At 59.8% G+C, this 22,731-nt stretch carries 25 protein-coding genes; 14 read left to right on the plus strand and 11 right to left on the minus strand.

Annotation, left to right across the window (positions count from 1 at the left end; translation table 11 throughout):
• Positions 1–6: 6 nt before the first annotated feature.
• The 6 genes from entE to OTG14_RS01625 all read left to right on the plus strand — a co-directional run bounded on the left by entE (position 7) and on the right by OTG14_RS01625 (position 6,162).
• Positions 7–1,617, plus strand: coding sequence for a (2,3-dihydroxybenzoyl)adenylate synthase EntE (gene entE / locus OTG14_RS01600; RefSeq protein ID WP_267214491.1), 1,611 nt, complete (start codon positions 7–9; stop codon positions 1,615–1,617).
• 10 nt (positions 1,618–1,627) lie between these two features.
• Complete coding sequence (locus OTG14_RS01605) at positions 1,628–2,482, plus strand: isochorismatase (protein ID WP_267214492.1); 855 nt, start codon at positions 1,628–1,630, stop codon at positions 2,480–2,482.
• Positions 2,483–2,487: 5 nt separating this feature from the next.
• A complete protein-coding gene (gene entA / locus OTG14_RS01610) occupies positions 2,488–3,234 on the plus strand; it encodes a 2,3-dihydro-2,3-dihydroxybenzoate dehydrogenase EntA (protein ID WP_194266114.1) in 747 nt (248 codons plus the stop codon).
• A gap of 1 nt (position 3,235) precedes the next feature.
• On the plus strand, positions 3,236–3,649 hold the full coding sequence (entH, locus tag OTG14_RS01615; protein WP_048993150.1) for a proofreading thioesterase EntH: 414 nt from the start codon (positions 3,236–3,238) through the stop codon (positions 3,647–3,649).
• Positions 3,650–3,798: 149 nt separating this feature from the next.
• The gene (gene cstA, locus OTG14_RS01620) at positions 3,799–5,904 is read left to right on the plus strand and encodes a pyruvate/proton symporter CstA (RefSeq protein ID WP_024906987.1); all 2,106 of its coding nucleotides are present in this window, start codon (positions 3,799–3,801) and stop codon (positions 5,902–5,904) included.
• A gap of 60 nt (positions 5,905–5,964) precedes the next feature.
• Positions 5,965–6,162, plus strand: a complete 198-nt coding sequence (locus tag OTG14_RS01625) for a YbdD/YjiX family protein (protein ID WP_006809671.1) — start codon at positions 5,965–5,967, stop codon at positions 6,160–6,162.
• Here OTG14_RS01625 and OTG14_RS01630 read toward each other — a convergent pair.
• From OTG14_RS01630 to OTG14_RS01645, 4 genes are all read right to left on the minus strand, one after another.
• On the minus strand, positions 6,159–6,563 hold the full coding sequence (locus tag OTG14_RS01630; protein WP_045909615.1) for a helix-turn-helix domain-containing protein: 405 nt from the start codon (positions 6,561–6,563) through the stop codon (positions 6,159–6,161). The two genes, OTG14_RS01625 and OTG14_RS01630, sit on opposite strands and share 4 nt — an antisense overlap.
• Complete coding sequence (locus tag OTG14_RS01635) at positions 6,535–6,840, minus strand: type II toxin-antitoxin system RelE family toxin (RefSeq protein WP_267214493.1); 306 nt, start codon at positions 6,838–6,840, stop codon at positions 6,535–6,537. Before OTG14_RS01635 ends, OTG14_RS01630 begins: the two co-directional genes overlap by 29 nt.
• A 183-nt stretch (positions 6,841–7,023) precedes the next feature.
• The gene (locus OTG14_RS01640) at positions 7,024–7,767 is read right to left on the minus strand and encodes an SDR family NAD(P)-dependent oxidoreductase (RefSeq protein WP_024906989.1); all 744 of its coding nucleotides are present in this window, start codon (positions 7,765–7,767) and stop codon (positions 7,024–7,026) included.
• Positions 7,768–7,824: 57 nt separating this feature from the next.
• Positions 7,825–8,913 (minus strand): oxidoreductase, encoded by a 1,089-nt coding sequence (locus tag OTG14_RS01645; RefSeq protein WP_267214494.1) that lies wholly within the window; start codon positions 8,911–8,913, stop codon positions 7,825–7,827.
• 159 nt (positions 8,914–9,072) lie between these two features.
• Between OTG14_RS01645 and OTG14_RS01650 the strand changes: the two genes are divergently transcribed.
• The 4 genes from OTG14_RS01650 to OTG14_RS01665 all read left to right on the plus strand — a co-directional run bounded on the left by OTG14_RS01650 (position 9,073) and on the right by OTG14_RS01665 (position 13,981).
• A complete protein-coding gene (locus tag OTG14_RS01650; RefSeq protein WP_267214495.1) occupies positions 9,073–10,575 on the plus strand; it encodes a sugar ABC transporter ATP-binding protein in 1,503 nt (500 codons plus the stop codon).
• Positions 10,572–11,567, plus strand: coding sequence for an ABC transporter permease (locus OTG14_RS01655; protein ID WP_045909610.1), 996 nt, complete (start codon positions 10,572–10,574; stop codon positions 11,565–11,567). Before OTG14_RS01650 ends, OTG14_RS01655 begins: the two co-directional genes overlap by 4 nt.
• Before the next feature lie 19 nt (positions 11,568–11,586).
• The gene (locus OTG14_RS01660; RefSeq protein ID WP_048026943.1) at positions 11,587–12,651 is read left to right on the plus strand and encodes a sugar ABC transporter substrate-binding protein; all 1,065 of its coding nucleotides are present in this window, start codon (positions 11,587–11,589) and stop codon (positions 12,649–12,651) included.
• A gap of 88 nt (positions 12,652–12,739) precedes the next feature.
• Positions 12,740–13,981, plus strand: a complete 1,242-nt coding sequence (locus tag OTG14_RS01665) for an LVIVD repeat-containing protein (RefSeq protein WP_267214496.1) — start codon at positions 12,740–12,742, stop codon at positions 13,979–13,981.
• A gap of 89 nt (positions 13,982–14,070) precedes the next feature.
• Here the strand turns inward: OTG14_RS01665 and mtnK are convergent, their stop codons facing one another.
• The gene (gene mtnK / locus OTG14_RS01670) at positions 14,071–15,270 is read right to left on the minus strand and encodes an S-methyl-5-thioribose kinase (protein ID WP_267214497.1); all 1,200 of its coding nucleotides are present in this window, start codon (positions 15,268–15,270) and stop codon (positions 14,071–14,073) included.
• 103 nt (positions 15,271–15,373) lie between these two features.
• On the opposite strand from mtnK, the gene mtnA reads away from it, so the two are divergent.
• Together mtnA and OTG14_RS01680 are read left to right on the plus strand one after the other, a co-directional pair.
• The gene (gene mtnA / locus OTG14_RS01675; protein ID WP_267214498.1) at positions 15,374–16,390 is read left to right on the plus strand and encodes an S-methyl-5-thioribose-1-phosphate isomerase; all 1,017 of its coding nucleotides are present in this window, start codon (positions 15,374–15,376) and stop codon (positions 16,388–16,390) included.
• Positions 16,391–16,432: 42 nt separating this feature from the next.
• Positions 16,433–16,912 (plus strand): SRPBCC domain-containing protein, encoded by a 480-nt coding sequence (locus tag OTG14_RS01680; RefSeq protein WP_048990023.1) that lies wholly within the window; start codon positions 16,433–16,435, stop codon positions 16,910–16,912.
• Between the two features lie 35 nt (positions 16,913–16,947).
• Here the strand turns inward: OTG14_RS01680 and OTG14_RS01685 are convergent, their stop codons facing one another.
• On the minus strand, positions 16,948–17,220 hold the full coding sequence (locus OTG14_RS01685; RefSeq protein WP_045325706.1) for a helix-turn-helix domain-containing protein: 273 nt from the start codon (positions 17,218–17,220) through the stop codon (positions 16,948–16,950).
• A 106-nt stretch (positions 17,221–17,326) separates the two neighbouring features.
• Between OTG14_RS01685 and OTG14_RS01690 the strand changes: the two genes are divergently transcribed.
• Entirely contained in the window at positions 17,327–17,551 is a 225-nt protein-coding gene (locus tag OTG14_RS01690) for a helix-turn-helix transcriptional regulator (RefSeq protein WP_048990019.1), read from the plus strand.
• A gap of 140 nt (positions 17,552–17,691) precedes the next feature.
• Here OTG14_RS01690 and OTG14_RS01695 read toward each other — a convergent pair whose 3' ends face one another.
• Genes OTG14_RS01695 through OTG14_RS01705 form a run of 3 tightly spaced genes read right to left on the minus strand, consistent with a single transcriptional unit; the run spans position 17,692 to position 19,531 of the window.
• The gene (locus tag OTG14_RS01695; RefSeq protein ID WP_267214499.1) at positions 17,692–18,234 is read right to left on the minus strand and encodes a 1,2-dihydroxy-3-keto-5-methylthiopentene dioxygenase; all 543 of its coding nucleotides are present in this window, start codon (positions 18,232–18,234) and stop codon (positions 17,692–17,694) included.
• On the minus strand, positions 18,231–18,920 hold the full coding sequence (gene mtnC / locus OTG14_RS01700; protein WP_024906997.1) for an acireductone synthase: 690 nt from the start codon (positions 18,918–18,920) through the stop codon (positions 18,231–18,233). The genes OTG14_RS01695 and mtnC overlap by 4 nt, the downstream gene beginning before the upstream one ends.
• The gene (locus tag OTG14_RS01705) at positions 18,917–19,531 is read right to left on the minus strand and encodes a methylthioribulose 1-phosphate dehydratase (RefSeq protein WP_267214500.1); all 615 of its coding nucleotides are present in this window, start codon (positions 19,529–19,531) and stop codon (positions 18,917–18,919) included. Before OTG14_RS01705 ends, mtnC begins: the two co-directional genes overlap by 4 nt.
• Before the next feature lie 123 nt (positions 19,532–19,654).
• Between OTG14_RS01705 and OTG14_RS01710 the strand changes: the two genes are divergently transcribed.
• Positions 19,655–20,815: a pyridoxal phosphate-dependent aminotransferase gene (locus OTG14_RS01710; RefSeq protein ID WP_267214501.1), complete on the plus strand. Its 1,161-nt coding sequence runs from the start codon at positions 19,655–19,657 to the stop codon at positions 20,813–20,815.
• Here the strand turns inward: OTG14_RS01710 and OTG14_RS01715 are convergent, their stop codons facing one another.
• Positions 20,816–21,442 (minus strand): IbrB-like domain-containing protein, encoded by a 627-nt coding sequence (locus tag OTG14_RS01715; protein WP_048990011.1) that lies wholly within the window; start codon positions 21,440–21,442, stop codon positions 20,816–20,818.
• Positions 21,427–22,650, minus strand: coding sequence for a phosphoadenosine phosphosulfate reductase (locus OTG14_RS01720; RefSeq protein WP_267214502.1), 1,224 nt, complete (start codon positions 22,648–22,650; stop codon positions 21,427–21,429). Before OTG14_RS01720 ends, OTG14_RS01715 begins: the two co-directional genes overlap by 16 nt.
• Positions 22,651–22,731: the final 81 nt, after the last annotated feature.

Raw genomic sequence — 22,731 nt, forward strand, 5'->3', positions numbered from 1 at the left:
AGACTCATGACCATTCCCTTTACCCGCTGGCCTGAGGCATTTGCCCGCCGCTACCGTGAAAAAGGCTACTGGCAGGATCTGCCGTTGACCCACATCCTGACGGATCGGGCGGACAGCGATGCGATGGCGATTATCGATGGCGATCGCCACATTACCTACCGCGCGCTGAATCAGGCCGTGAACAACCTGGCCTCAGCCCTTCAGGCGCGTGGGCTACAGCGTGGCGAGACGGCGCTGGTGCAGCTTGGCAACGTGGCCGAGTTCTACATGACCTTCTTCGCGCTGCTGCAAATCGGCGTCGCGCCGGTCAACGCGCTCTTTAGCCACCAGCGCAGCGAGCTGAACGCCTACGCGGCGCAGATCAACCCCGCCGTGCTGATCGCCGATCGCGACCATGCGCTGTTTGCGGGCGATGATTTTCTTCATACCTTTGTGGATGAACATCGCTCGGTGCGCGTCGTGCTCCTGCGCGGCGATAAGGGTGAATATGCCCTGGACGCGGTGATTGCGCGCCCGGCGGACAACTTCATCCCTAACCCGACGCCCGCCGACAAAGTGGCATTCTTCCAGCTCTCCGGCGGCAGCACCGGCACGCCGAAGCTGATCCCGCGCACGCACAACGACTATGACTACAGCATTCGCCGCAGCAACGAGATCTGCGGCATTACTGCGCACACCCGCTATCTGAACGCGCTCCCTGCGGCGCATAACTACGCCATGAGTTCGCCGGGATCGCTGGGCGTCTTCACGGCGGGCGGCTGCGTGGTGCTGGCGAACGATCCGAGCGCGACGCTCTGCTTCCCGCTGATCGAACAGCATCAGATTAACGTCACCTCGCTGGTCCCGCCGGCGGTGAGCCTCTGGCTGCAGGCGATTGCCGACGGCGCGGGCAACGCGCAGCTTAACTCCCTGAAGCTGCTGCAGGTGGGCGGCGCACGCCTCTCCGCCACGCTCGCGGCGCGCATTCCGGCAGAAATCGGCTGCCAGCTTCAGCAGGTGTTCGGCATGGCGGAAGGGCTGGTGAACTACACCGCGCTCGACGACGCGCCGGAGCGCATCATCAACACCCAGGGCCGCCCGATGTGTCCGGACGACGAAGTGTGGGTGGCGGACGAGCACGGCAACCCGCTGCCGCGCGGGGAAGTCGGGCGTCTGATGACGCGCGGTCCGTATACCTTCCGCGGCTATTTCAACAGCCCGGAACACAACGCCAGCGCCTTCGACGCCGACGGCTTTTACTGCTCCGGGGATCTTATCGCCATTGACGAGCAGGGCTACATCACCGTGCAGGGACGCGAGAAGGATCAGATCAACCGCGGCGGCGAGAAGATTGCCGCAGAAGAGATCGAAAACCTGCTGCTGCGCCATGAGGCGGTGATCCACGCCGCGCTGGTGAGCATGGAGGACAGCCTGCTGGGCGAAAAAAGCTGCGCGTATCTGGTGGCGAAACAGCCCCTGCGCGCGGTTGAGGTGCGTCGCTTCCTGCGCGAGCAGGGCGTCGCCGAATTCAAGCTGCCGGACCGAGTGGAGAGCGTGGATGCGCTCCCGCTGACGCCTGTCGGCAAAGTCGATAAGAAACAGTTGCGCCTGTGGCTTGCTGAACGCGCCCGGGGCTGAGGAAAAGAGTATGGCCATTCCAAAATTAACCGCTTACGCGCTGCCGACCGCCGCAGAGCTGCCGACCAGCAAGGTGAACTGGACGTTTGAGCCCGAGCGCGCGGCGCTGCTGATCCACGATATGCAGGAGTATTTCCTGAACTTCTGGGGCGAAAACAGCGAGATGATGCAGCAGGTGGTGGCGAACATCGCCAGACTGCGCGCCTGGTGCAAAGAACACAATATCCCGGTGTACTACACCGCTCAGCCGAAAGAGCAGAGCGACGAAGACCGCGCCCTGCTGAACGACATGTGGGGGCCGGGCCTGACCCGCTCGCCGGAGCAGCAGCGCATCGTCGCAGAGCTGACACCGGACGAAGCGGACACGGTGCTGGTGAAGTGGCGCTACAGCGCGTTTCACCGCTCTCCGCTGGAGCAGATGCTGAAAGAAACGGGCCGCAACCAGCTGCTGATTACCGGCGTGTACGCCCACATCGGCTGTATGACCACCGCCACCGATGCCTTTATGCGCGACATTAAGCCGTTCTTCATTGCCGACGCGCTGGCGGACTTTACCCGTGACGAGCATCTGATGTCGCTGAACTACGTGGCAGGACGCTCGGGCCGCGTGGTAATGACCGACGAGCTGCTGCCGTCCGTTCCGGCGACCAAAACCGCGCTGCGCGAGCTGATCCTGCCGCTGCTGGACGAGTCCGACGAGCCGATGGATGACGAAAACCTGATCGACTACGGCCTGGACTCGGTACGCATGATGGCGCTGGCAGCCCGCTGGCGCAAAGTACATGGCGATATCGACTTCGTGATGCTGGCAAAAAATCCAACAATCGACGCCTGGTGGGCACTGCTTTCCCGCGAGGTGAAGTGATGGGACTGGATTTCACCGGTAAAACCGTCTGGGTGACGGGCGCGGGGAAGGGGATTGGCTACGCGACGGCTCTGGCGTTCGCCGAAGCCGGCGCGCAGGTGACCGGGTTCGATCTGGCGTTTCCGCAGGATGATTACCCGTTCGCCACCGAAACGCTGGACGTGGCGAACGCCGCGCAGGTGCATGAGGTGTGCGGGCGCGTGCTGACAACGCTTGAGCGTCTGGACGTGCTGGTCAACGCGGCGGGCATTCTGCGCATGGGGGCAACGGACCAGCTCTCGCAGGAGGACTGGCAGCAGACCTTCGCGGTCAACGTCGGCGGCGCGTTCAATCTGTTCCAGCTGACCATGGGCCAGTTCCGCCGTCAGCAGGGCGGGGCGATTGTTACCGTGGCGTCCGATGCGGCGCACACGCCGCGCATCGGCATGAGCGCCTATGGCGCATCGAAAGCGGCGCTGAAAAGCCTGGCTCTGACCGTCGGGCTGGAGCTGGCAGGCAGCGGCGTGCGCTGTAATCTGGTGTCGCCAGGCTCAACGGATACCGATATGCAGCGCACCCTGTGGAAAAGCGACGATGCGGAGCAGCAGCGCATCCGTGGCTTCGGCGAGCAGTTTAAGCTCGGCATTCCGCTCGGCAAAATCGCCCGTCCGCAGGAGATTGCCAGCACGGTGCTGTTCCTGGCATCCGATGCCGCCAGCCATATCACCCTGCAGGATATTGTGGTGGACGGCGGCTCCACGCTGGGGGCGTAAGATGATCTGGAAACGTCATATACCGCTCGAGGAGCTGAACGCGACCAGCCTGAACACCCTGGTGGCGCATCTCGGCATTGTCTATACCCGTATCGGCGACGACACGCTGGAAGCGGAGATGCCGGTGGATGCGCGTACCCACCAGCCGTTTGGCCTGCTGCACGGCGGCGCGTCGGCGGCGCTGGCGGAGACGCTGGGCTCAATGGCCGGTTTTCTGATGACCCGCGACGGGCAGAGCGTGGTGGGGACGGAGCTGAACGCCACGCACCATCGCGCGGTCTCCCACGGTAAGGTACGCGGGGTGTGCCAGCCGCTGCATCTTGGGCGTTCGAGCCAAAGCTGGGAGATCGTGGTCTTCGACGAGCAGGGGCGGCGGTGCTGCACCTGCCGGCTGAGTACGATGGTGTTGGGCTAGCCCAGGCAGATCAAAGTGATCGGCTTAACACTGTGGTGTAAATCTCTGGTTTGACCACGCATTATTGCGTTTCAAAGTTGTTAAATTTTTCCGGTTGTTCTAGAAACAAAATGTAACATCTCACTGTTTCACAACAACGGACAACAACTATGAACAACTCAGGGAAATACCTTACATGGGCAGGGCTCTCCGTTGTGGGAGCCTTTGCCCTGGGCTATATCGCCCTCAACCGGGGGGAGCAGATCAACGCGCTCTGGATCGTTGTCGCCTCCGTCTGCATTTATCTGATCGCGTACCGTTTTTATGGCCGCTATATCGCAAAGAACGTGTTAGGCGTTGATGCGACGCGCATGACGCCAGCCGTCCGCCACAACGACGGGCTGGACTACGTGCCGACCGACAAGAAAGTGCTGTTCGGTCACCATTTTGCGGCGATTGCCGGGGCAGGCCCGCTGGTGGGTCCGGTGCTGGCGGCGCAAATGGGTTACCTGCCGGGGATGATCTGGATCCTCGCCGGGGTGGTGTTGGCGGGGGCGGTACAGGACTTTATGGTGCTGTTTGTCTCCACCCGCCGCGACGGACGTTCGCTGGGTGAGCTGGTGAAAGAGGAGATGGGGGCCACCGCCGGGGTGATTGCGCTGGTGGCGACCTTTATGATCATGGTGATCATCCTCGCGGTGCTGGCGATGATAGTGGTGAAAGCGCTGACCCACAGCCCGTGGGGAACCTATACCGTAGCCTTTACCATTCCGCTGGCGCTGTTTATGGGGATCTACATTCGCTATCTGCGCCCGGGGCGCATTGGTGAAGTGTCGGTGATTGGTCTGGTATTCCTGGTGTTCGCCATTATCTCCGGCGGCTGGGTGGCGGAAAGCCCGACCTGGGCGCCGTTCTTCGACTTTACCGGCGTACAACTGACCTGGATGCTGGTGGGCTACGGCTTTGTGGCGGCGGTGCTGCCGGTGTGGCTGCTGCTGGCCCCGCGTGACTACCTCTCTACCTTCCTGAAAATCGGCACCATCATTGGGCTGGCGATCGGCATTCTGATTATGCGCCCGACCCTGACCATGCCTGCGTTAACCAAATTTATCGACGGCACCGGCCCGGTCTGGACCGGTAACCTGTTCCCGTTCCTGTTTATTACCATTGCCTGCGGCGCGGTGTCCGGCTTCCACGCGCTGATCGCCTCCGGGACGACGCCGAAGATGCTGGCGAATGAAAATCAGGCCTGCCTGATTGGCTACGGCGGCATGCTGATGGAGTCCTTCGTCGCCATCATGGCGCTGGTCTCGGCCTGTATCATCGACCCGGGTGTGTACTTCGCGATGAACAGCCCGATGGCGGTGCTGGCACCGGCTGGAACCGTTGACGTGGTGGCCTCCGCCGCGCAGGTGGTGAGCGGCTGGGGGTTTGCGATTACCCCTGATACGTTGACGAGCATCGCCAGTGAAGTGGGCGAGCAGTCGATTATCTCCCGTGCGGGCGGGGCGCCAACGCTGGCGGTGGGCATGGCGTATATTCTCCACGGCGCGCTGGGTGGGCTGATGGACGTGTCGTTCTGGTATCACTTCGCCATTCTGTTTGAAGCGCTGTTTATCCTGACGGCGGTGGATGCGGGAACCCGTGCGGCGCGCTTTATGCTGCAGGACCTGCTGGGGGTGATCTCCCCGAACCTGAAGCGTACCGATTCGCTCCCGGCTAACCTGCTGGCGACGGCGCTGTGCGTGCTGGCGTGGGGCTACTTCCTGCATCAGGGCGTGGTCGATCCGCTGGGCGGGATTAACACCCTGTGGCCGCTGTTCGGTATCGCCAACCAGATGCTGGCAGGTATGGCGCTGATGCTCTGCGCGGTGGTGCTGTTCAAGATGAAGCGCCAGCGTTACGCCTGGGTGGCATTAGTGCCAACCGCGTGGCTGCTGATTTGTACCCTGACGGCGGGCTGGCAGAAGGCCTTCAGCCCGGACAACAAAGTGGGCTTCCTGGCGATCGCCAACAAGTTCCAGGCGATGATCGACAGCGGTAAGATCCCGGCGCAGTACACCGAGTCGCAGCTGTCTCAGCTGGTGTTTAACAACCGTCTGGACGCCGGGCTGACCATCTTCTTTATGGTGGTGGTCGTGGTGCTGGCGTTGTATTCTCTCAAGACCGCGCTGGCGGCGTTGAAAAACGATAAGCCAACGGCGAAAGAGACGCCGTACGAGCCAATGCCTGAAAACCTGGAAGAGATTGTGACCCAGGCGAAAGGGGCGCACTAACCTTTGTGCCGGGTGGCGGCTTCGCCTTACCCGGCCTACATTCCCTGTGAGATCAGAATCATGTTCGACACCCTTTCCAAAGCCGGTAAGTACCTGGGCCAGGCCGCCAAAATGATGATTGGCGTGCCGGACTACGACAACTACGTCGAGCATATGCGCGTCAACCATCCGGACCAGACGCCAATGACCTACGAAGAATTTTTCCGTGACCGCCAGGACGCCCGCTACGGCGGCAAGGGCGGGGCGAAGTGCTGTTAACCCTCTTTCGGGAGATAGAGGCTGATCTGCTCCTGCTTACAGCCGTAGATCGCCGCCAGCTTTTCGCGGGTGCGTTTTTGCGGACGGGAGTCCAGCGCTTCCAGCTGTGACACGGCGGACTGGCTGATACCGAGTTTCTCCGCCACCTCCTGCTGGGATAACCCACGCAGGATACGCCACGCGGCCTGCAGGCTGACGTTCTGCCAGGTCATGATGCTGCACACTTCTCCGGGCAATTCCACGTCATCCAGACTATCGTGTTCGACCTCAATATCCTCCAGATCGTCATCGGTTTCGTCGTCAATTTCTGACATCTGTAAGAGCATACGAAAATATTCGTGATAGGGAATAACGGCGTACTGCGTTTTCCCGTTATCGTCCTTGATTAGCTGTACAGCCATAGGTGGCACTCTCCTCATGCAGGTAAGTCGTTGAAGTTCTGCGCTTGACGGCCAAAACATAACAATGGTCATCGGGATCGTCCCGAAGCGTATAGACGATGCGGTAATCGCCAACGCGTAACCGGAAATGATTTTCTGTCGCCGATATTTTTTTGATATCGGGCCGGGGAGCCGAGCGGTCATCCAGCTCAGTAAGCTTTACCTCAATGCGTCGCTGATACCGCTCGTCAATCTTTGAAAACGCCTTCTTTGCACCATTGGACCAGACAATCTTCATCCGTACCTCCACTGTACGCCCACACAGAATATAAGGAAATAATAAGACTATTAGATAAATTCCGAATTTCTAATGGGGTACTGTAGAGCGGAGAAAAACCGGGAGAAAGCGGCAAAACGTGAACCGTCGAGGGTGCTCGGGAAGGCCTCTGCCGGACGACAGAGGCTTGCAGGAAATGTGCGATCAGGCGTTCAAACCACCGTCCACATCGAGACCGGTACCGGAGATCTGCCCGGCAGCCGGGCTGGCGAGGAAGGTGACCGCCGCCGCGATGTCTTCCGGCTGGCCGTAGTGACCGACCGCAATCATCTGGCGCTGGGCTTCCGCCTGTTCGCCGTCTTCCGGGTTCATATCGCTGTTGGTGGGGCCGGGGTGCACCAGGTTTACGGTAATGCCGCGCGGTCCTAAATCACGGGCCAGACCGCGGGTGAGGGAGTTAAGAGCGGACTTCGTCATCGAGTAAACGGCAATACCCGGCATCGCCACGCGGTTTGCCAGACAGCTGCCGATGTTGATGATGCGCCCGCCGTCGGACATGTGCACCAGCGCTTCCTGAATGGCGATCACCACGCCGCGGATGTTGACGTTGATAAGGGCGTCAATATCCGCCAGCGTCATGGACTCCAGCGGGCCGCCGCGCGCGATCCCGGCATTGTTGACCAGAATGTCCAGCCCGCCAAGGGAACGTGCCGCATGGGTGACGGCATCCTGAATCGCCTGCGCACTGGCGCTGTCCGCCTGCACGGCTTCGCTGTGTCGTCCCAGCGCCTTAATCTCATCGGCGACCGCCTGGGCTTTATCGGCAGATTTTTCATACGTAATAATCACATCCGCACCGGCGCGCGCCAGCGAGAGTGCAATAGCCCGACCCAACCCGCGGCTGGCACCGGTAACCAGCGCCTTTTTACCTGTTAAATCGATCTGCATGATGACCTCGTTGCAAGAGTAGAAAGAATCATCATTAGGTATAGCCTGTCGGCGCGATTAACGGCTGAAGGATTCCACTTTCTCAAACGCGGCGCGCAGAACGTCAGGCGTTAACGCAACCGGTAGATAGTGAATCGACTCCACCGGGCGCAGGGTGTGGGCAATGACCTTATCCAGCGCTTCCCGGTTATTGATGTCGACGTCCAGCTCGCGAAGCGTGGTCGGCAGGTTAAAGCGCTGGTACGCCGTCACCAGTTGCGCCAGCACGTCGTCCTGGCCGAGCAGGGCGCTCTGCACCAGAATGCCGTAGGCCACCTTGGTACCGTGCAGGTATTTTTCGGTCTGCGGCAGCACGGTTAAACCGTTGTGCACCGCATGCGCCGCCGCCACGCGGGTATAGCGTTCGCCCAACCCGCCGACCATCCCGCCGCCGGCGATAATCGCATCCACCACGTCCCGAAACGCCTGCGTCTGTTCGCCGCGCTGCTGGTCGGCCAGTGCTTCCTCACTGTACTCCAGCAGCACGTCGCGGATCGCCAGCGCGCCGTTGATGCCCAGCCGCACGGTCAGCGGCAGGTTCTGCGGCTCAGGTGCCAACACAACCGCTTCGTACCACTTCGCCAGCGTATCGCCGATGCCCGCCAGCAGGTATTCCGCCGGGGCGTTAAGGACGATCTGCGGCTCTACCAGCACCAGGAAGTTGGCGTCGTCGAAGATCTCAAAATGCAGCGCCTGACCTGCATCGTTGTACCAGACGGAGAGCGGGGTCCACGCCGCGCAGGTGGCGGCAACGGTGGGGATGCCCACGAACGGCACGCCCAGACGACGCGCCACGGCCTTGACGGTATCCAGTACCGCACCGCCGCCGACGCCAATCACCACGCTGGCGTCACTGCCGGATTCGTTCACCAGATGGGTGACGTCGCGCTCGCTGCAGTGGCCTTTAAACAGCAGGTGTTTCGCCCCCGGCGCGTGAAAGCTCTCAGGCAGGAAAGGGCGCGCGCCGTCGATAGCGCGCTCGCCGTAGATCCACACCGCACGGGAAAGCTGTTCCGGGGTAAAGAAGTCATTCAGATGCGCAAGGCTTCCGGGATGGGAGAAGTAGTTCGCCGGGCCAGGCACGACGCGGATATCGGTGTTGCTCATGGTGTTGTCCTTTTTTAGCAAGCGCTAACCCGATGTTATGTCTGGACATCCGGATGGCTAATAATATTTCGCTTTAACTTATGCCTTTTCCGTCGTTGTCAGTCAACCGGAGCTGTGAAAAATTCGATAAATCAGAAGAGTAATGAAGGATTTACGCGGATGGTTTCCAGTCGCCTTGAAATGCGCGGTATCAGCCTGGCCTTTTCCGGCTTTCAGGCGCTGTCGCGCGTGAACTTCACCTTAACCGGCGGATCGGTACATGCGCTGACCGGCGCCAACGGCGCGGGGAAATCGACGCTGATGGCGGTGCTGTGCGGGACGCACGACAACTATGAGGGTGAGATCAGCATTAACAACCAGTCGGTGACGATCCGCGAACCGCTCGACGCCAAACGGCTGGGGATCCACCTCGTGCAGCAGGAGGTGGACGTGGCGCTGATCCCGGGGTTAAGCATCGCCGAGAACATCATGCTCGACCAGCTGGCGCAGCCGGGGCATCGCTTCCGCTGGCGCGACGTCCGCCAGCAGGCGAGACAGGCGCTGGCGCAGCTTGACGTTACGCTGGACGTCCGCCGTTCCATCGACAGCTGCACGCTTGCCGAAAAGCAGCAGATTTTGCTGGCGCGCGCCCTGTCACACCACTGCCGTTTTCTCATTCTTGATGAGCCCACCGCGCCGCTGGACGCGCACGAGAGCGAGCGCCTGTTTGCGGTGGTGAGACGGTTAAAGCAGCAGGGCATCGGCGTGGTGTTTATCTCCCACCGCATTCACGAGCTGAAGGCCATCTGCGACACCCTGACGGTGCTGCGCGACGGCAAGCTGATTGAGTCCGGCCCGATGGCCGATCTCAGCGGCGAAGCGATCGTCGAGAAGATGCTCGGCCACGTGCTGAGCGATATCTACCCGCCCGCGCGGCCGCCGCACGGCGCCGAAACGTTGCTGCGGGTAGAAGGGCTGCACGACGACGCGCTGCTGAAAGATATCTCCTTGCACCTGCGTAAGGGCGAAATTCTCGGTATTGCCGGGCTGGCGGGCGCGGGCAAAACAGAACTCTGTAAGGCGCTGTTTGGCGCCAGCAAAAGCCGCGTGTCGCGCGGTGAGTTGAATCAACAGCCCTGGCAGCCGCGCGATCCGGCGGACTCGGTGCTGCGCGGCCTGGCGCTGGTGCCGGAAGAGCGGCGCAAAGAGGGCATTTTTATCGACGAGCCGGTGAGCATGAACCTTGCCGTGTGCGCCGATAACAGCTTCTCGCGCTGGAGCCTGTTTGGCCATCGTCAGGCGTGGCGCTGGGCGGAGGAGGTGATTGCCCGCGTCGGCGTGCGCGCCCGCGGTCCCGGGCAGGTTTTGCGACGTCTCTCCGGCGGCAACCAGCAGAAGGTCGCCATCGGCAAGTGGCTGCGCAATGATGCGAGCGTGCTGATCTTCGACGAGCCAACCAAAGGCGTGGACGTGAAGGCCAAAACCGATCTGTTCCAGCTGATTGACGGCCTGGCGCGCGAGGGCAAAGGGGTCATTTACGCCTCGGGCGAGTTTGCCGAGCTGGTCGGGCTGTGCGACCGCATCTGCGTGCTGTGGGACGGGCGCATCGTGGCGGAAATCGCCGGAGCCGAGGCCCGTGAAGAGACACTACTTTATTATTCAACCGGAGGAACGGCGTCGTGAGCAAGGCCCTTTCAGTAAACGCGACGGCGTCTGGCCGTCAGCAGATTTTCGATTTTCTCTACAAGTGGGGCATGCTGTTAACCGTCGTCGCGCTGGTGGCCGTCTTTGGCCTGGCGTCGGACAGCTTCCTCGATCCAAACAACATCATCAATATTCTGCGTTCGATTGCCATCGTGACGGTGATAGCTATCGGCGTGTCGATCTCGCTGACCATCGGCGGGTTCGATCTCTCCGTAGGATCGACCGCGTCGCTGGCGAACGCGCTGGTGATTTCCCTTTTCGTCTGGCACGGCTTCGGCACCACCGAGTCGATTCTGATCACCCTCGCGCTCTGCACGCTGGTGGGGCTGTTTAACGCCTTTCTGATCGTCATCCTGCGCATTCCGGACATGCTCGCGACGCTGGCCAGCCTGTTTGTGATCCAGGGCGTGGCGATGACCTACAGCTACGGCGGGTCGATTACCGAGAACATGGTGCTGCCGAGCGGCGACATGGCGGAAGGCACCATTCCGGCGACGTTCAGCCTGCTGGGGCAGGTGCCGACGATTGTGATCATCATGCTGGTGGTGACGGTTCTGGCGCAGCTGGGCCTCTCGTTGACCACGCACGGCCGTCGGATGTACGCCATTGGCGGTAACCCGGAAGCGGCGCGCCTCTCGGGGATTCGCACCACCCGCTACAAGGTGGCGGCCTACGTGATTGCCTCCCTGCTGGCGGGCCTGGGCGGGATTTTGCTGGCCTCGCGCATTGGTTCGTCGCAGGTGAATGCGGGCGGCGGATACCTGATGGATGCGGTGGCGGCGGCGTGGATTGGCTTCTCGCTGGCCGGGTCCGGCAAGCCGAATGCGCTGGGGACCCTGGTCGGGGCGGTTATTCTCGGCGTGCTGTCGAACGGGCTGGTGATGCTTTCCGTGCCGTATTACGCCATGGACATTATAAAAGGTCTGGTGCTCGCGGTAGCGCTGGCGATTACGTACATACAAAAACGCTGACAACACAACGGGATAAAAAATGAAAAAAATTGCACTCTCTTTGGTGGCATTAGGGTTATTCACCGCTCTGCCTGGCTTCGCGGCTACGCCCGCGCCGCTTCCGGCGGCCATTGCCAACCATGACGGCCCGATCCGCATCGCGGTGATCCGTAACCTTGGCTCAGACGACAACACCACGCAGTTTATTGCCGGGGCAATTCAGGAAGGGAAGAAGCTTGGCTTTAAGGTCAGCACCTTTTTAAGCAACGGGGACGATGCCAAATTCCAGGACTTCGTGAACCAGGCTATCAGCCAGAAGTACGACGGGATTATCCTGTCTCAGGGCCGCGATCCGTACTCCACCGCGCTGGTGAAGAAGGCGGTGGACGCCGGGATTAAGGTCGCGGTATTTGATACCGCCGTTAACGGCGAGATCCCGGGCGTGACCGTCACCCAGCAGGACGACGCCTCCCTGACGAATCTCTCCTTCGGCCAGCTAGCGAAAGATTTCAACGGCAAGGCCAATATCGTCAAGCTGTGGGTAGCGGGCTTCCCGCCGATGGAGCGTCGTCAGGCGGCCTATAAAGAGCTGCAAAAGCAGTATCCGGACATCAAAGAGCTGGAGTCCATCGGCGCGGTCTCCTCTGACGTGCAGGGCGACACCGCTAACAAAGTGGGCGCGATCCTGGCGAAGTACCCGAAAGGTAAAATCGACGCCATCTGGGGAACCTGGGACGCCTTCAGCCAGGGCGCGTACAAAGCGCTGAAAGAGAACGGCCGTACCGAGATCAAACTCTACAGCATCGACATCTCCAACCAGGATCTGCAGCTGATGCGCGAGCCGGGCAGCCCATGGAAGGTGAGCGTGGCGGTGGATCCGAAGCTGATTGGCGCGACCAACGTGCGTCTGGTGGCGAACAAGATTGCCGGGGAAGCCACGCCTGCGACCTACGATTTTAAGGCGGCCGCTATTCCACAGGCGCTGCTGACCGCCCAGCCGGGCGCGGTGAACGTGGCGTCGCTGGGGAAAATCATTCCGGGCTGGGGCCAGACGGAAGATTTTATCGCGCCGTGGTTTGCGACGCTGGAAGCGAAGAATAAATAAAACCAAGCCGGGTGGCATCAGGTGCGGCCTGATGCCCTCACCCCGGCCCTCTCCCACGGGGAGAGGGGGAAACCAACAGGAGCTAACGGTGAATCATTTACCCCCTCCCGAATACAGCCGCAATATGCGGCTGATTGGCCATAGCGACCAGGGCGGTCGCCCGGACGGCGTGCAGCTGATGGTGCACCGCGGTTTCGCTTATATCGGCCATATGGTGTCGCAGGGCTTTTCGATTGTCGACGTGCGCGACCCGAAAAACCCGAAAGCGGTGGGCTACGTGCCCGCGCCGCCCGGCACCTGGAACGTGCATCTGCAGGCGCATGATGACCTGCTGCTGGTCATCAACGCCCGGGATCTGTTTGCCGATGCCCGCTTTGCCGACGAAAAGGTCTACTACACCCGCCAGGTGGGCGAGACCGTCCGCGACGTGCAGGACAAAGGCTGGAGCGCCGGGCTGCGCGTGTTTGATATCTCCACGCCGGACAGGCCGCGCGAAATCGGTTTTCTGTCGCTGAGCGGGATTGGCATCCACCGCATCTGGTACGTCGGCGGTCGCTGGGCGTACGTATCGGCGCTGATCGACGGCTTTACCGACTACATCTTTCTGACCATCGATCTGGCGGACCCGCGTAGGCCCGAAGTGGCCGGGCGCTGGTGGCTGCCGGGGATGAACCAGGCCGAAGGTGAGAAGCCGAACTGGCCGGAAGGGAAACGCTACGCCCTGCACCACGCGATTATCGCGGGGGATACCGCGTACGGCAGCTGGCGCGACGGCGGCCTGACGCTGCTGGACGTGAAGGATCGTACCCAGCCGAAGCTGATTAGCCACCGTAACTGGAGTCCGCCGTTTGGCGGCGGGACGCACACCGCGCTGCCGCTGCCGGACCGCGATCTACTGGTGGTGCTGGACGAAGCGGTGCTGGATAACCAGGAAGACGGCGAGAAGCTGATCTGGCTGTTTGATATTCGCGAGCCGTCGAATCCGGTCAGCATCTCTACCTTCCCGCAGCCGGACGAAACTGACTACGTGGCGAAAGGGGCGCATTTCGGGCCGCACAACCTGCACGAGAACCGGCCGGGGAGCTTCGTCAGCTCGACGCTGATTTTTGCGACGTATCAGAACGCGGGCGTGCGCGCATATGACATCTCCAATCCGTATCGTCCGGTGGAAACCGGCGCGCTGGTGCCTGCTGCACCGGAGAAAATGATGGATACCCGTCCGAATCGCCCGCAGGTGATCCAGTCGTGCGACGTGTTTGTGGATACGCAGGGAATTATCTACAGCACGGACTATAACGGTGGGCTGTCGGTGATTGAGTATTTGGGGTGAGTTTTTGCCGGGTGGCGGCTTCGCCTTACCCGGCCTACATTTTGTACCCGTAGGCCCGGTAAGGCGAAGCCGCCACCGGGCAAATGCACTCAGCTGTACTGCCGTACCCGCGCCACCAGATCTTCCGCGCTGTCGATACGGTCGGCAATAACAATCAGCGCTTTACCAAGCGTTATCGCGTGGCGAAGGCATTCATGGCGCATCGCCTCGTCCTGAATGGTGTCGATATCCGCGACGTGGGAAAGCCCGACGCTGCGGCGAATCAGCTCGGTACCGCAGAAACCGATGGCATCATGCCAGACCTTTTTCAGGAAGGCGGAGGCATAGCCCGGCGCGCTGAGCGCGGCGTCACGTGTTTTCTCGTGTGCCAGCGCCTGGAAGCGCTCCGCGAAGGTGTTCCACAGTTCCTGAATATCGGTCAGTCGCTGTTCGCGGGCGGCGGCGGCATCGCGAGTGCCCAGATGTCCCGGCAGGCCGCAGAAGTTCAGCAGCAGGTTGCCGATAGCGGTGCCGATGTCAAAGCCCATCGGCCCGAAATAGCCGAACTCGGCGTCGATGGCCTTCAGGCTGCCGTCGGCCACAAAAATCGAGCCGCTGTGAATGTCTCCGTGCAGCAGGGCTTCAGCCTGAGAAAAGAAGCGATGCTTCAGGGAGGCCACGGCAATTTTCAGCTGGGCGTCGTCGCGCAGCGCGGCGACGTCATTTTCCAGCTCGGCCGGGTAGCTGTTGCGTTCGTGGATCTGGTACGGATCGTTGAAGAACAGATCTTCGGTGATCTCGCACATCGCCGGGTTGATGAATTTCGCCACCTGCGCTTTTTTCTCGTGCGGGTGCAGGTAGAAATCGCTGGTGTGGAACAGCGCGTGCGCGAGGTATTCACCCAGCTGACGCGCCGCCTGAGGGTAGTAGATGTTGCCGATCAGCTCGCCGCGCCAGATGCGATGGCTGGAGAGATCTTCCATCACCATCACCGCCAGCTCCGGGTCGAAGTGGTGGATTTTCACCGTGTGCTGCGGGCTGTGCCGGTAGTGCTCGACCAGGGTTTGCGCCTCCAGACGGGCGCGGTCCAGCGTCAGCGGCCAGGACTCGCCGACGCAGCGCACGTAGGGCAGCGCCTGCTTAACGATGATGCGGCTCACGCCCGCGCTGTCGAAGATTTTGAACACCAGATTGAGGTTGCCGTCGCCTACCTCCTGCGCCTCCACCAGCGATGAAGGATCGTCAAGGCCGCCAAACTGCCTGGCATACTCCACGGCGTCCTGAGCGGTAAAGGTACGGTATTGCGACATGGCCTGCTCCTCACGGTTTGCTAATAAAGACATGTAGACGTCTATACATCTGGATTTCATCCTGACACAATGTGCTACAACAACGCAACAGGGAATTAACGACATGCAAACATTACAGACGACCAGCCTGTGGGTAGCGGATAATCAGCTCTTTATTCTCGACCAGCAGGCCCTTCCGCAGGAGAAACGCTGGCTTGATGCCTCAACGGTAGAGGCACTGGTCGGGCATATTCACGCCCTGCGGGTGCGCGGCGCGCCGCTGATTGGTCTCTCTGCAAGTCTGCTGCTGGCGCTGCTGGCGGAAAACGGCAAAAGCCGCGACGAGCTGGCGGTGGCGCTGGAAACCCTGCGCGCATCCCGCCCGACGGCGGTGAACCTGATGAACAACCTTGACCGCATGAAGATTGCGCTGTGGCAGGAAGAGTATGTTCCGGCGCTGGTCGCGGAGGCGCTGCGCCTGATCGACGAAGACAAACGGCTCTGTGACGCCATTGCGCAAGCGGGCAGCGCGCTGGTGAAGCCCGGCAGCCGCCTGCTGACCCACTGCAACACCGGCGGGCTGGCAACGGCGGGCGTCGGCACGGCGCTGGGCGTGATTGCTCGCGCGCATCAGGAGGGCAAGGTCAGCAACGTCTGGGTGGATGAAACCCGTCCGCTGCTGCAGGGGGGAAGATTAACCGCCTGGGAACTTGGCGAGCTGGGCGTGCCGTATCAGCTGATTACCGATTCCATGGCCGCCAGCCTGATGGCGAAAGGGCTGGTGGATGCCGTGTGGGTGGGCGCAGACCGCATTGCGGCTAACGGCGACGTGGCGAATAAGATCGGCACCTATTCTCTGGCGGTGCTGGCGAAATTCCACGGCATTCCGTTCTATGTGGCCGCGCCGCAAACGACCCTCGATCCGGACTGCCCGAACGGTGATGCGATCCCGATTGAGCAGCGCGCCGCAAGCGAGGTGACGGGCGTCGCCGGAAGCTTTGGCGCGGTGCAGTGGGCGCCGGAAAACGCGCAGGTCTACAACCCGGCGTTTGACGTTACGCCAGCCTCGCTGATTAGCGGCTGGGTGCTGGATACGGGCGTGGTCACGCCGGACGCGGTGGCAAACGGGAAATTCGCCTGAGTCGGGCTATTCTTTAAGGGGTTTCCCTGAGAGGACAATATCGTGACGCTCGATCCTGAAACAGACTTAAAACTGGAGCGCGTGGTGGATGCCCCGCGCGACCTGCTGTGGCTTTGCTGGACTACGCCCGAACACATCAAAAACTTCTTCATTCCTGCTCCCCATAAGGTGACCGAATGCGACCTCGATCTGCGGGTGGGCGGACGGTTCAACACCGTGTTTGAGGTGGACGGTCAGCGGATGGATAACCGGGGTGTGTTCCTTGAAATCGACCCGGGGAAAAAGCTGGTCTTTACCGACGGCTATACCGAAGGCTGGAAACCGGCCGAGAAGCCGTTTATGACGGCGATTTTATTGCTGGAAGATGTCGGGGAGGGCAAAACGCGCTATACGGCGATTGCGCGTCACCCCACGAAGGACATCCGCGAGCAGCACGAGCAGATGGGCTTCCACGAAGGGTGGGGGATTGTGCTGGATCAGCTGGTTGAGTATGTGAAGTCTCTTCGACCCCCTCTCCCTTGAGGGAGAGGGTTGGGGTGAGGGGGAGAATTCATTGATCAAGTCGAAGAAAGGTTTCTCTTTTTGGTATTCCTCATCTGACGAAATACTGGCGCTCCCTTTTCATCAAAATATCTTTCCGGCCATATCACATCGGGTGGAATGTCTAGCGCCTGAGCGATAAGCAATTCACCTTTGGGCCATGGTCGGGTAAGCGCGTTTGCCAGTGTGGATGAGGAAAGGCCAGCCTTTCGGGACAAAGCAGCCAGGCTTGTTCCATGTTTCTTTAGTGCGGCAATGATATCGGCAGGATGCCAGTTCTGATGACGCATAGTGTCCTCCTTACGTGTGCTCATTACGTGCTCAATTATCCTGTTTTGGGATAAAAAGGCAATAGGAGGATATTCGATTTCAGGATATTTGTATGGAATCGGAACAATGGCCTCAGTTTATTCGGATGAATATCAGCGAGTTATCAATGCGTTGAAGAAAGCGCGTAAAGAGAAGGGCATTACTCAGGCGCAGCTTGCTGAGGCGCTGGGTAAACCACAATCGTTTATTGCAAAAGTGGAAAACGGTGAGCGCAGGTTAGATGTGGTGGAGTTTGTGCATCTGGCGAGGCTGGTTGGCGCTGATGTGCAGAGGATCATCACCAGTATTTAATTAATGCCTGAATATGGAACTGACCACCTGAGCCGTATGTTCCCCTCACCCTAACCCTCTCCCCGGAGGGGCGAGGGGATAGCACAGTGCTCGCATGACTTTGTGGGGTTCCCTCAGTTCACAGGGAGAGGGAGAAAAGCTCAAGCGAGGCGCGGATACGCATCCGCAATGGCGTTACCGGTAAACTGCGCCACCCAGCCTTCCGGGTTATCGAAAATACGAATGGCCGTAAAGTTCGGCTCTGAGCCCATATCAAACCAGTGCGGCGTGCCCGCGGGCACGGAGATCAGGTCGTTTTTCTCGCACAAGACCAGATATACCTCATCGCCGATGTGCAGGCAGAACAAGCCCGCGCCTTCCACGAAAAAACGTACTTCGTCTTCGCCGTGGGTGTGTTCGTTCAGGAACTTCGCGCGCAGCGCCTCTTTCTGCGGGTTGTCGGCGCGCAGGCTGATCACGTCCCAGCTCTGGTAACCCTTCTCTGCGACCAGTTTGTCGATCGCATGTTGATACGCCGCGATCACGGCTTCAGGCGCGGGATCGTGTCCTAAATCGCGATCCGCCGCCCAGCGTTCAAACCGCACGCCTTTCGCGTTGAGCTGTTGGGCAATCTCGGCGGCGTCGGTACTGTGCCACTGGTGGTGACTGGCGTCTTTATCGGAATAAATGGTCAATGCGCTCATGAAGGGATCTGCTCCGGGTTAATCTCGTCAAACTGGTGGACCTGATGATGGTGGCTTGCGCCGTCATCATCGCCGCGAATCAGCTGCAGGGTGCGAAAACCTGCCTGTTCAGCCGCGTCCAGCTCCTGATGAATATCGGAGAGGAACAGGATCTGCGACGGGGCGATGCCCGTTTGCGCCGCAATGTTCTGATACGACTGCACCTCGCGCTTGGCGCCGATGTGGGTGTCGAAATAGCCGCTGAACAGATGAGTAATATCACCTTCGTCGCTGTAGCCAAATAACAGTTTCTGCGCAGCAACGGAGCCAGAGGAATAAACATAGAGATCAATCCCTTGCGCTTTCCATTTTTCCAGCGCGGGCAGCACGTCCGGGTAAAGATGTCCGGTAAAGTCGCCGTTGACGTAGCCGTCGTGCCAGATTATCCCCTGCAGCGCTTTGAGCGCGGTAGACTTGCGGTCTTCATCCATAAAGGCAAACAGGGCGTCGATAAGCTCGCTGACGCTGGCGTGCGGATTACCGATTTCATCACGCAGGTTGTCCAGAATGGATGTGACCGGCTCGGCGTACTGCTGCGCGGTCACGAAGGCCGCCAGCCGCTCACGCGCGTAGGGGAACAAAACATCATGAACAAAACGAATATCGCTGGTGGTGCCTTCAATATCCGTCACAATCGCGCGAATCATACTCTCTCCAGTTGTCGTAAACGCATTTCACATTCAAACAGGAATTCCAGTCCTTCCAGATGACGGCGGGCTTCGGCCACATCGCGTCCCCAGCAGGTTAAGCCATGGCCGCGCAGAAGAAAACCATAATTAAGCGGGCGTTTCTGCGCGTAATGGGCGATTCGCGAGGCGAGGGCGTCAATATCCTGATCGTTATCGAAGACCGGGATAGCCACCGTATCCAGATGCGTGGTCTGCCCGGTGAGGGATTTTTGCATCTCAAAGCCGCTGATTTTGAGCTCCGCTTCTTTGACCAGACGCGAGAGCACCGTGGCGTTGACCGTATGAACGTGCAGGACGGCGTTGGCCTCCGGGAACAGACGATAGATAAGGGTGTGTAGCCCCGTTTCGGCTGATGGCTTACGACCAGACGGTGCGCGGTTGGTGGCGATCTCCACCTGGAGAAAATCCTCCGTCGTCAGGCTGCCTTTGTCTTTGCCCGATTCGCTGAGCCAGCAGAGGCGTTCATCCTGACGCACCGACATATTGCCCCCGGTGGCGGGTGCCCAGCCTTTGGCGCCAATCCAGCGGCAGGCGTCGACCAGATGCGTGAGTTGCAGGTTGTCTGTCATTTTCCTTTTACCCTCTCGGCCAGGAATATTCATATTGTTTAGACGTCTAAGCGTCTTGATTGCCAAAGACTAACATCGTGTTATAGTGGCAGCAACATAAGTATTACAAGCAGGCACAACACAATGAGCATTAACGCATTGATTCCGCAAAGTAAACTTCCTAATCTCGGTACGACCATCTTTACGCAGATGAGCGCCCTGGCGCAGCAGCACAATGCGATTAACCTCTCGCAGGGGTTCCCGGATTTTGACGGGCCGTCATATCTGCAGGAGCGCCTGGCGTACCACGTTGCCCAAGGGGCCAATCAGTATGCGCCGATGACCGGCGTGCAGGCGCTGCGGGAAGCCATTGCGGACAAAACGGCTGAGCTCTATGGCCATAAGCCCGATGCGAACACCGACATCACGGTGACGGCAGGGGCAACCGAAGCGCTGTATGCGGCCATCACCGCGCTGGTGCGCGCGGGCGATGAAGTTATCTGCTTTGACCCGAGCTACGACAGCTACGCGCCTGCGGTTGAACTTTCCGGCGGCGTGGTGAAGCGCGTGGCGCTCCAGCCGCCGCATTTCCGCCCGGACTGGCAGGCGTTTGCCGCGCTGCTGAGCGATAAAACCCGTCTGGTGATCCTGAACACGCCGCACAACCCGTCCGCGACGGTGTGGCAGAAAGCCGATTTCGCCGCGCTGTGGCAGGCCATCGCCGAACGTGAAATTTATGTTCTGAGCGACGAAGTGTACGAGCACATCTGCTTTGCTGAGGAAGGGCACGCCAGCGTGCTGGCCCATCCGCAGCTTCGCGAGCGCGCGATCGCCGTCTCGTCGTTCGGTAAGACCTACCATATGACTGGCTGGAAAGTGGGCTACTGCGTCGCACCGGCCGCCATTAGCGCTGAGCTGCGCAAGGTGCATCAGTACCTGACGTTTGCCGTAAACACGCCGGCTCAGCTGGCGCTGGCGGATATGCTGCGCGCGGAGCCTGAGCATTATCGCGCGCTGCCGCGTTTCTACCGTGAACGTCGGGATCTGTTCGTGACGGCGCTGAGTAAAAGCCGCCTGGAAATTTTGCCGTCTGAAGGAACCTACTTCCTGCTCGCGGACTACAGCGCGATTTCCGATCTGGACGACGTCAGCTTTTGCCAGTGGTTGACAAAAGAGGTGGGGGTGGCCGCCATTCCACTGTCGGTATTCTGCGCCGATCCCTTCCCGCACAAGCTGATCCGCCTTTGCTTTGCCAAGCAGGAATCGACGCTGCTGGCGGCGGCAGAGCGTCTGAACACGCTCTGATTATTTCACCGTCCAGGCTTCGGAATAGCGACGGTCTGCAAACAGCATCAGCAGGCCGTTGATTTGCTTGAGGCGCAGCACCTCGTCGCTGTCCATCCCGAGCTCTTTGCCAATTCGCTCATCGTTCCAGCCGAGCTGTGCCAGTTCGCGCACGATATCTGACATGGCGTTAATCTGGTGCCGACCCCGCGCCCGGTTGTGACGGATCGTGGCGGCCATACGGTCATGCTTTTCCTGTCGATCCTGGCGCAGGCAGGTGACGGGGAGATATCCCCTGAGCTGACGCTTCAACGCCGCCCGAGTTTTGCCGATTTCATGGCGGTGGAAACCATCCACAATTTCGTAATGTTGCGGTTCACTTTCCGTCACGACAATAGGTTGGGTGAATCCATCGAGTTCCAGCGACTTGCTGAGCAGCCGTTTTTCTGGAGGGGCAACGTTATTGGGGTTGTAGTCGTTAGCGGTAATCGCGTCCTGTTTGATCCAAAGCACGCAGTCTATCGGTTGCTCACGAAAAGGACTGTTTCGATGGATCGCTTCACGAAAAGCATTAATGGCGTTAATCCGATCCTCTTCGGGAAGAGACTGAAGGTACGTTTCGATCTCGGTGATTAATCGTTGTCGCATAATATGCCCCACTCCTTGCGTTTCGCCTTCACTCTTTCACTGTAGCGCTGATAATGTTTGGGTTTATTTGGGCTGAACGACAGCGCCCTGCACCAGTAGTCATTATTAAGTAAAACCTTACAAATACGGCGCCATGAGGGGATGTCTTTGGCGCCGATATCGCCCTCCTGCGTCTCGGGAATATCCGGCATGCCTCTCTTCTGATACCAGTGCAGATAGATCGCGATTTTATTGCGGTAATGCTCAGCCGTGTTTTGCGGCATGCTGTCCAGCAGGAGCATGGCGTAGTCGCGCCAGCCGAGGTGCCCGGGTTTGAGGATTTTGCGGTGGCCATAAAAATGGTTGTCCTGCCCGGCGTAGATACCGCCGCTGCGCATGCCGCTGACGCGCTCGCACATCGCGGCCCAGCGCTCGGGCTCGAGAACGTGATAGAGCCAGAGCCCCTGGCGCTGTTCCGGGCCGAAGGGTTCGCAGATGCGCATATAGCGCGGCGGGACGCCCGCCTGAAACATGAGGTTGTAGAGCGGGTTATAGCTGCACCCGGATTTTGCAAACCATGTCCAGATGTCTGCGGTTTTCCAGTCGTAGAGAGGATAGACGTACCAAGCGTGCCCCCCGGGAGCGGTGGTTGTCCAGGGCTTATCGTCCGCGAAGCGCTGCTTGCGGTTGTTGGCGATGGTCAAAAACCGGTTGTAGGATTCATCGGCGCGGATGCCCACCAGCATGGCTGCAGGCCGGTGCAGGGCAAACCAGTCGGAAAACGAGCGGACAAACGCTTCAAAGGTCATTCCCGCCTGGTAAAAATCAAAATAATCGGCAGCGGTGATGGCGTCTTCCGGCGGCTGGCGCACCCAGCGCACGTCCGGCGCCCAGCACTGCCATTCCGGCTGATACTGTGAGAGCGAATTTTGCGTGGTCAGCGGAAGCGCCACCCAGTAAAAGTGCTCGATGACGTCCCGGTAGCATTCGCGCAGCGCATTAACGTGCTCAATGGTGCAGGAGAACTGAGCCTCCCAGTCAATAAACAGCACGCTGATTTTTCGCTTTTGCGCCCGGGCCATTTGCGCGGTGAGATGCAGCATGACGGTGGAGTCTTTGCCGCCGGAAAAGGAGACGCAGATGCGGGAAAAAGTGGCGAACGTCCAGGCGATGCGCGCCTGCGCGGCCTCCAGCACGTTAAGCTGCAGGGGATGTTTATACAGTGACATGTGCAATTTCTTCCTGAGGATGACTGTCGGGGCTTTTATTTACGCTAATTAAACATGAAGAGTAAAGATATTAAAGCGAAA

Origin of the sequence: Enterobacter pseudoroggenkampii (genome assembly GCF_026420145.1) — a bacterium.
Lineage (GTDB): Bacteria > Pseudomonadota > Gammaproteobacteria > Enterobacterales > Enterobacteriaceae > Enterobacter > Enterobacter pseudoroggenkampii.

Bases quoted from the DNA above. Each gene is read 5' to 3' on its own strand.
- OTG14_RS01625 (WP_006809671.1), top strand. From the start codon at position 5,965: ATGTTCGACACCCTTTCCAAAGCCGGTAAGTACCTGGGCCAGGCCGCC.
- OTG14_RS01710 (WP_267214501.1), top strand. From the start codon at position 19,655: ATGAGCATTAACGCATTGATTCCGCAAAGTAAACTTCCTAATCTCGGT.
- entE (WP_267214491.1), top strand. From the start codon at position 7: ATGACCATTCCCTTTACCCGCTGGCCTGAGGCATTTGCCCGCCGCTAC.
- mtnA (WP_267214498.1), top strand. From the start codon at position 15,374: ATGCAAACATTACAGACGACCAGCCTGTGGGTAGCGGATAATCAGCTC.
- OTG14_RS01645 (WP_267214494.1), bottom strand. From the start codon at position 8,913: ATGAGCAACACCGATATCCGCGTCGTGCCTGGCCCGGCGAACTACTTC.
- OTG14_RS01635 (WP_267214493.1), bottom strand. From the start codon at position 6,840: ATGAAGATTGTCTGGTCCAATGGTGCAAAGAAGGCGTTTTCAAAGATT.
- OTG14_RS01720 (WP_267214502.1), bottom strand. From the start codon at position 22,650: ATGTCACTGTATAAACATCCCCTGCAGCTTAACGTGCTGGAGGCCGCG.
- OTG14_RS01640 (WP_024906989.1), bottom strand. From the start codon at position 7,767: ATGCAGATCGATTTAACAGGTAAAAAGGCGCTGGTTACCGGTGCCAGC.
- mtnK (WP_267214497.1), bottom strand. From the start codon at position 15,270: ATGTCGCAATACCGTACCTTTACCGCTCAGGACGCCGTGGAGTATGCC.
- OTG14_RS01630 (WP_045909615.1), bottom strand. From the start codon at position 6,563: ATGGCTGTACAGCTAATCAAGGACGATAACGGGAAAACGCAGTACGCC.
- OTG14_RS01705 (WP_267214500.1), bottom strand. From the start codon at position 19,531: ATGACAGACAACCTGCAACTCACGCATCTGGTCGACGCCTGCCGCTGG.
- OTG14_RS01660 (WP_048026943.1), top strand. From the start codon at position 11,587: ATGAAAAAAATTGCACTCTCTTTGGTGGCATTAGGGTTATTCACCGCT.
- entH (WP_048993150.1), top strand. From the start codon at position 3,236: ATGATCTGGAAACGTCATATACCGCTCGAGGAGCTGAACGCGACCAGC.
- OTG14_RS01685 (WP_045325706.1), bottom strand. From the start codon at position 17,220: ATGCGTCATCAGAACTGGCATCCTGCCGATATCATTGCCGCACTAAAG.
- mtnC (WP_024906997.1), bottom strand. From the start codon at position 18,920: ATGATTCGCGCGATTGTGACGGATATTGAAGGCACCACCAGCGATATT.
- cstA (WP_024906987.1), top strand. From the start codon at position 3,799: ATGAACAACTCAGGGAAATACCTTACATGGGCAGGGCTCTCCGTTGTG.
- OTG14_RS01605 (WP_267214492.1), top strand. From the start codon at position 1,628: ATGGCCATTCCAAAATTAACCGCTTACGCGCTGCCGACCGCCGCAGAG.
- OTG14_RS01650 (WP_267214495.1), top strand. From the start codon at position 9,073: ATGGTTTCCAGTCGCCTTGAAATGCGCGGTATCAGCCTGGCCTTTTCC.
- OTG14_RS01695 (WP_267214499.1), bottom strand. From the start codon at position 18,234: ATGAGCGCATTGACCATTTATTCCGATAAAGACGCCAGTCACCACCAG.
- OTG14_RS01715 (WP_048990011.1), bottom strand. From the start codon at position 21,442: ATGCGACAACGATTAATCACCGAGATCGAAACGTACCTTCAGTCTCTT.
- OTG14_RS01690 (WP_048990019.1), top strand. From the start codon at position 17,327: ATGGCCTCAGTTTATTCGGATGAATATCAGCGAGTTATCAATGCGTTG.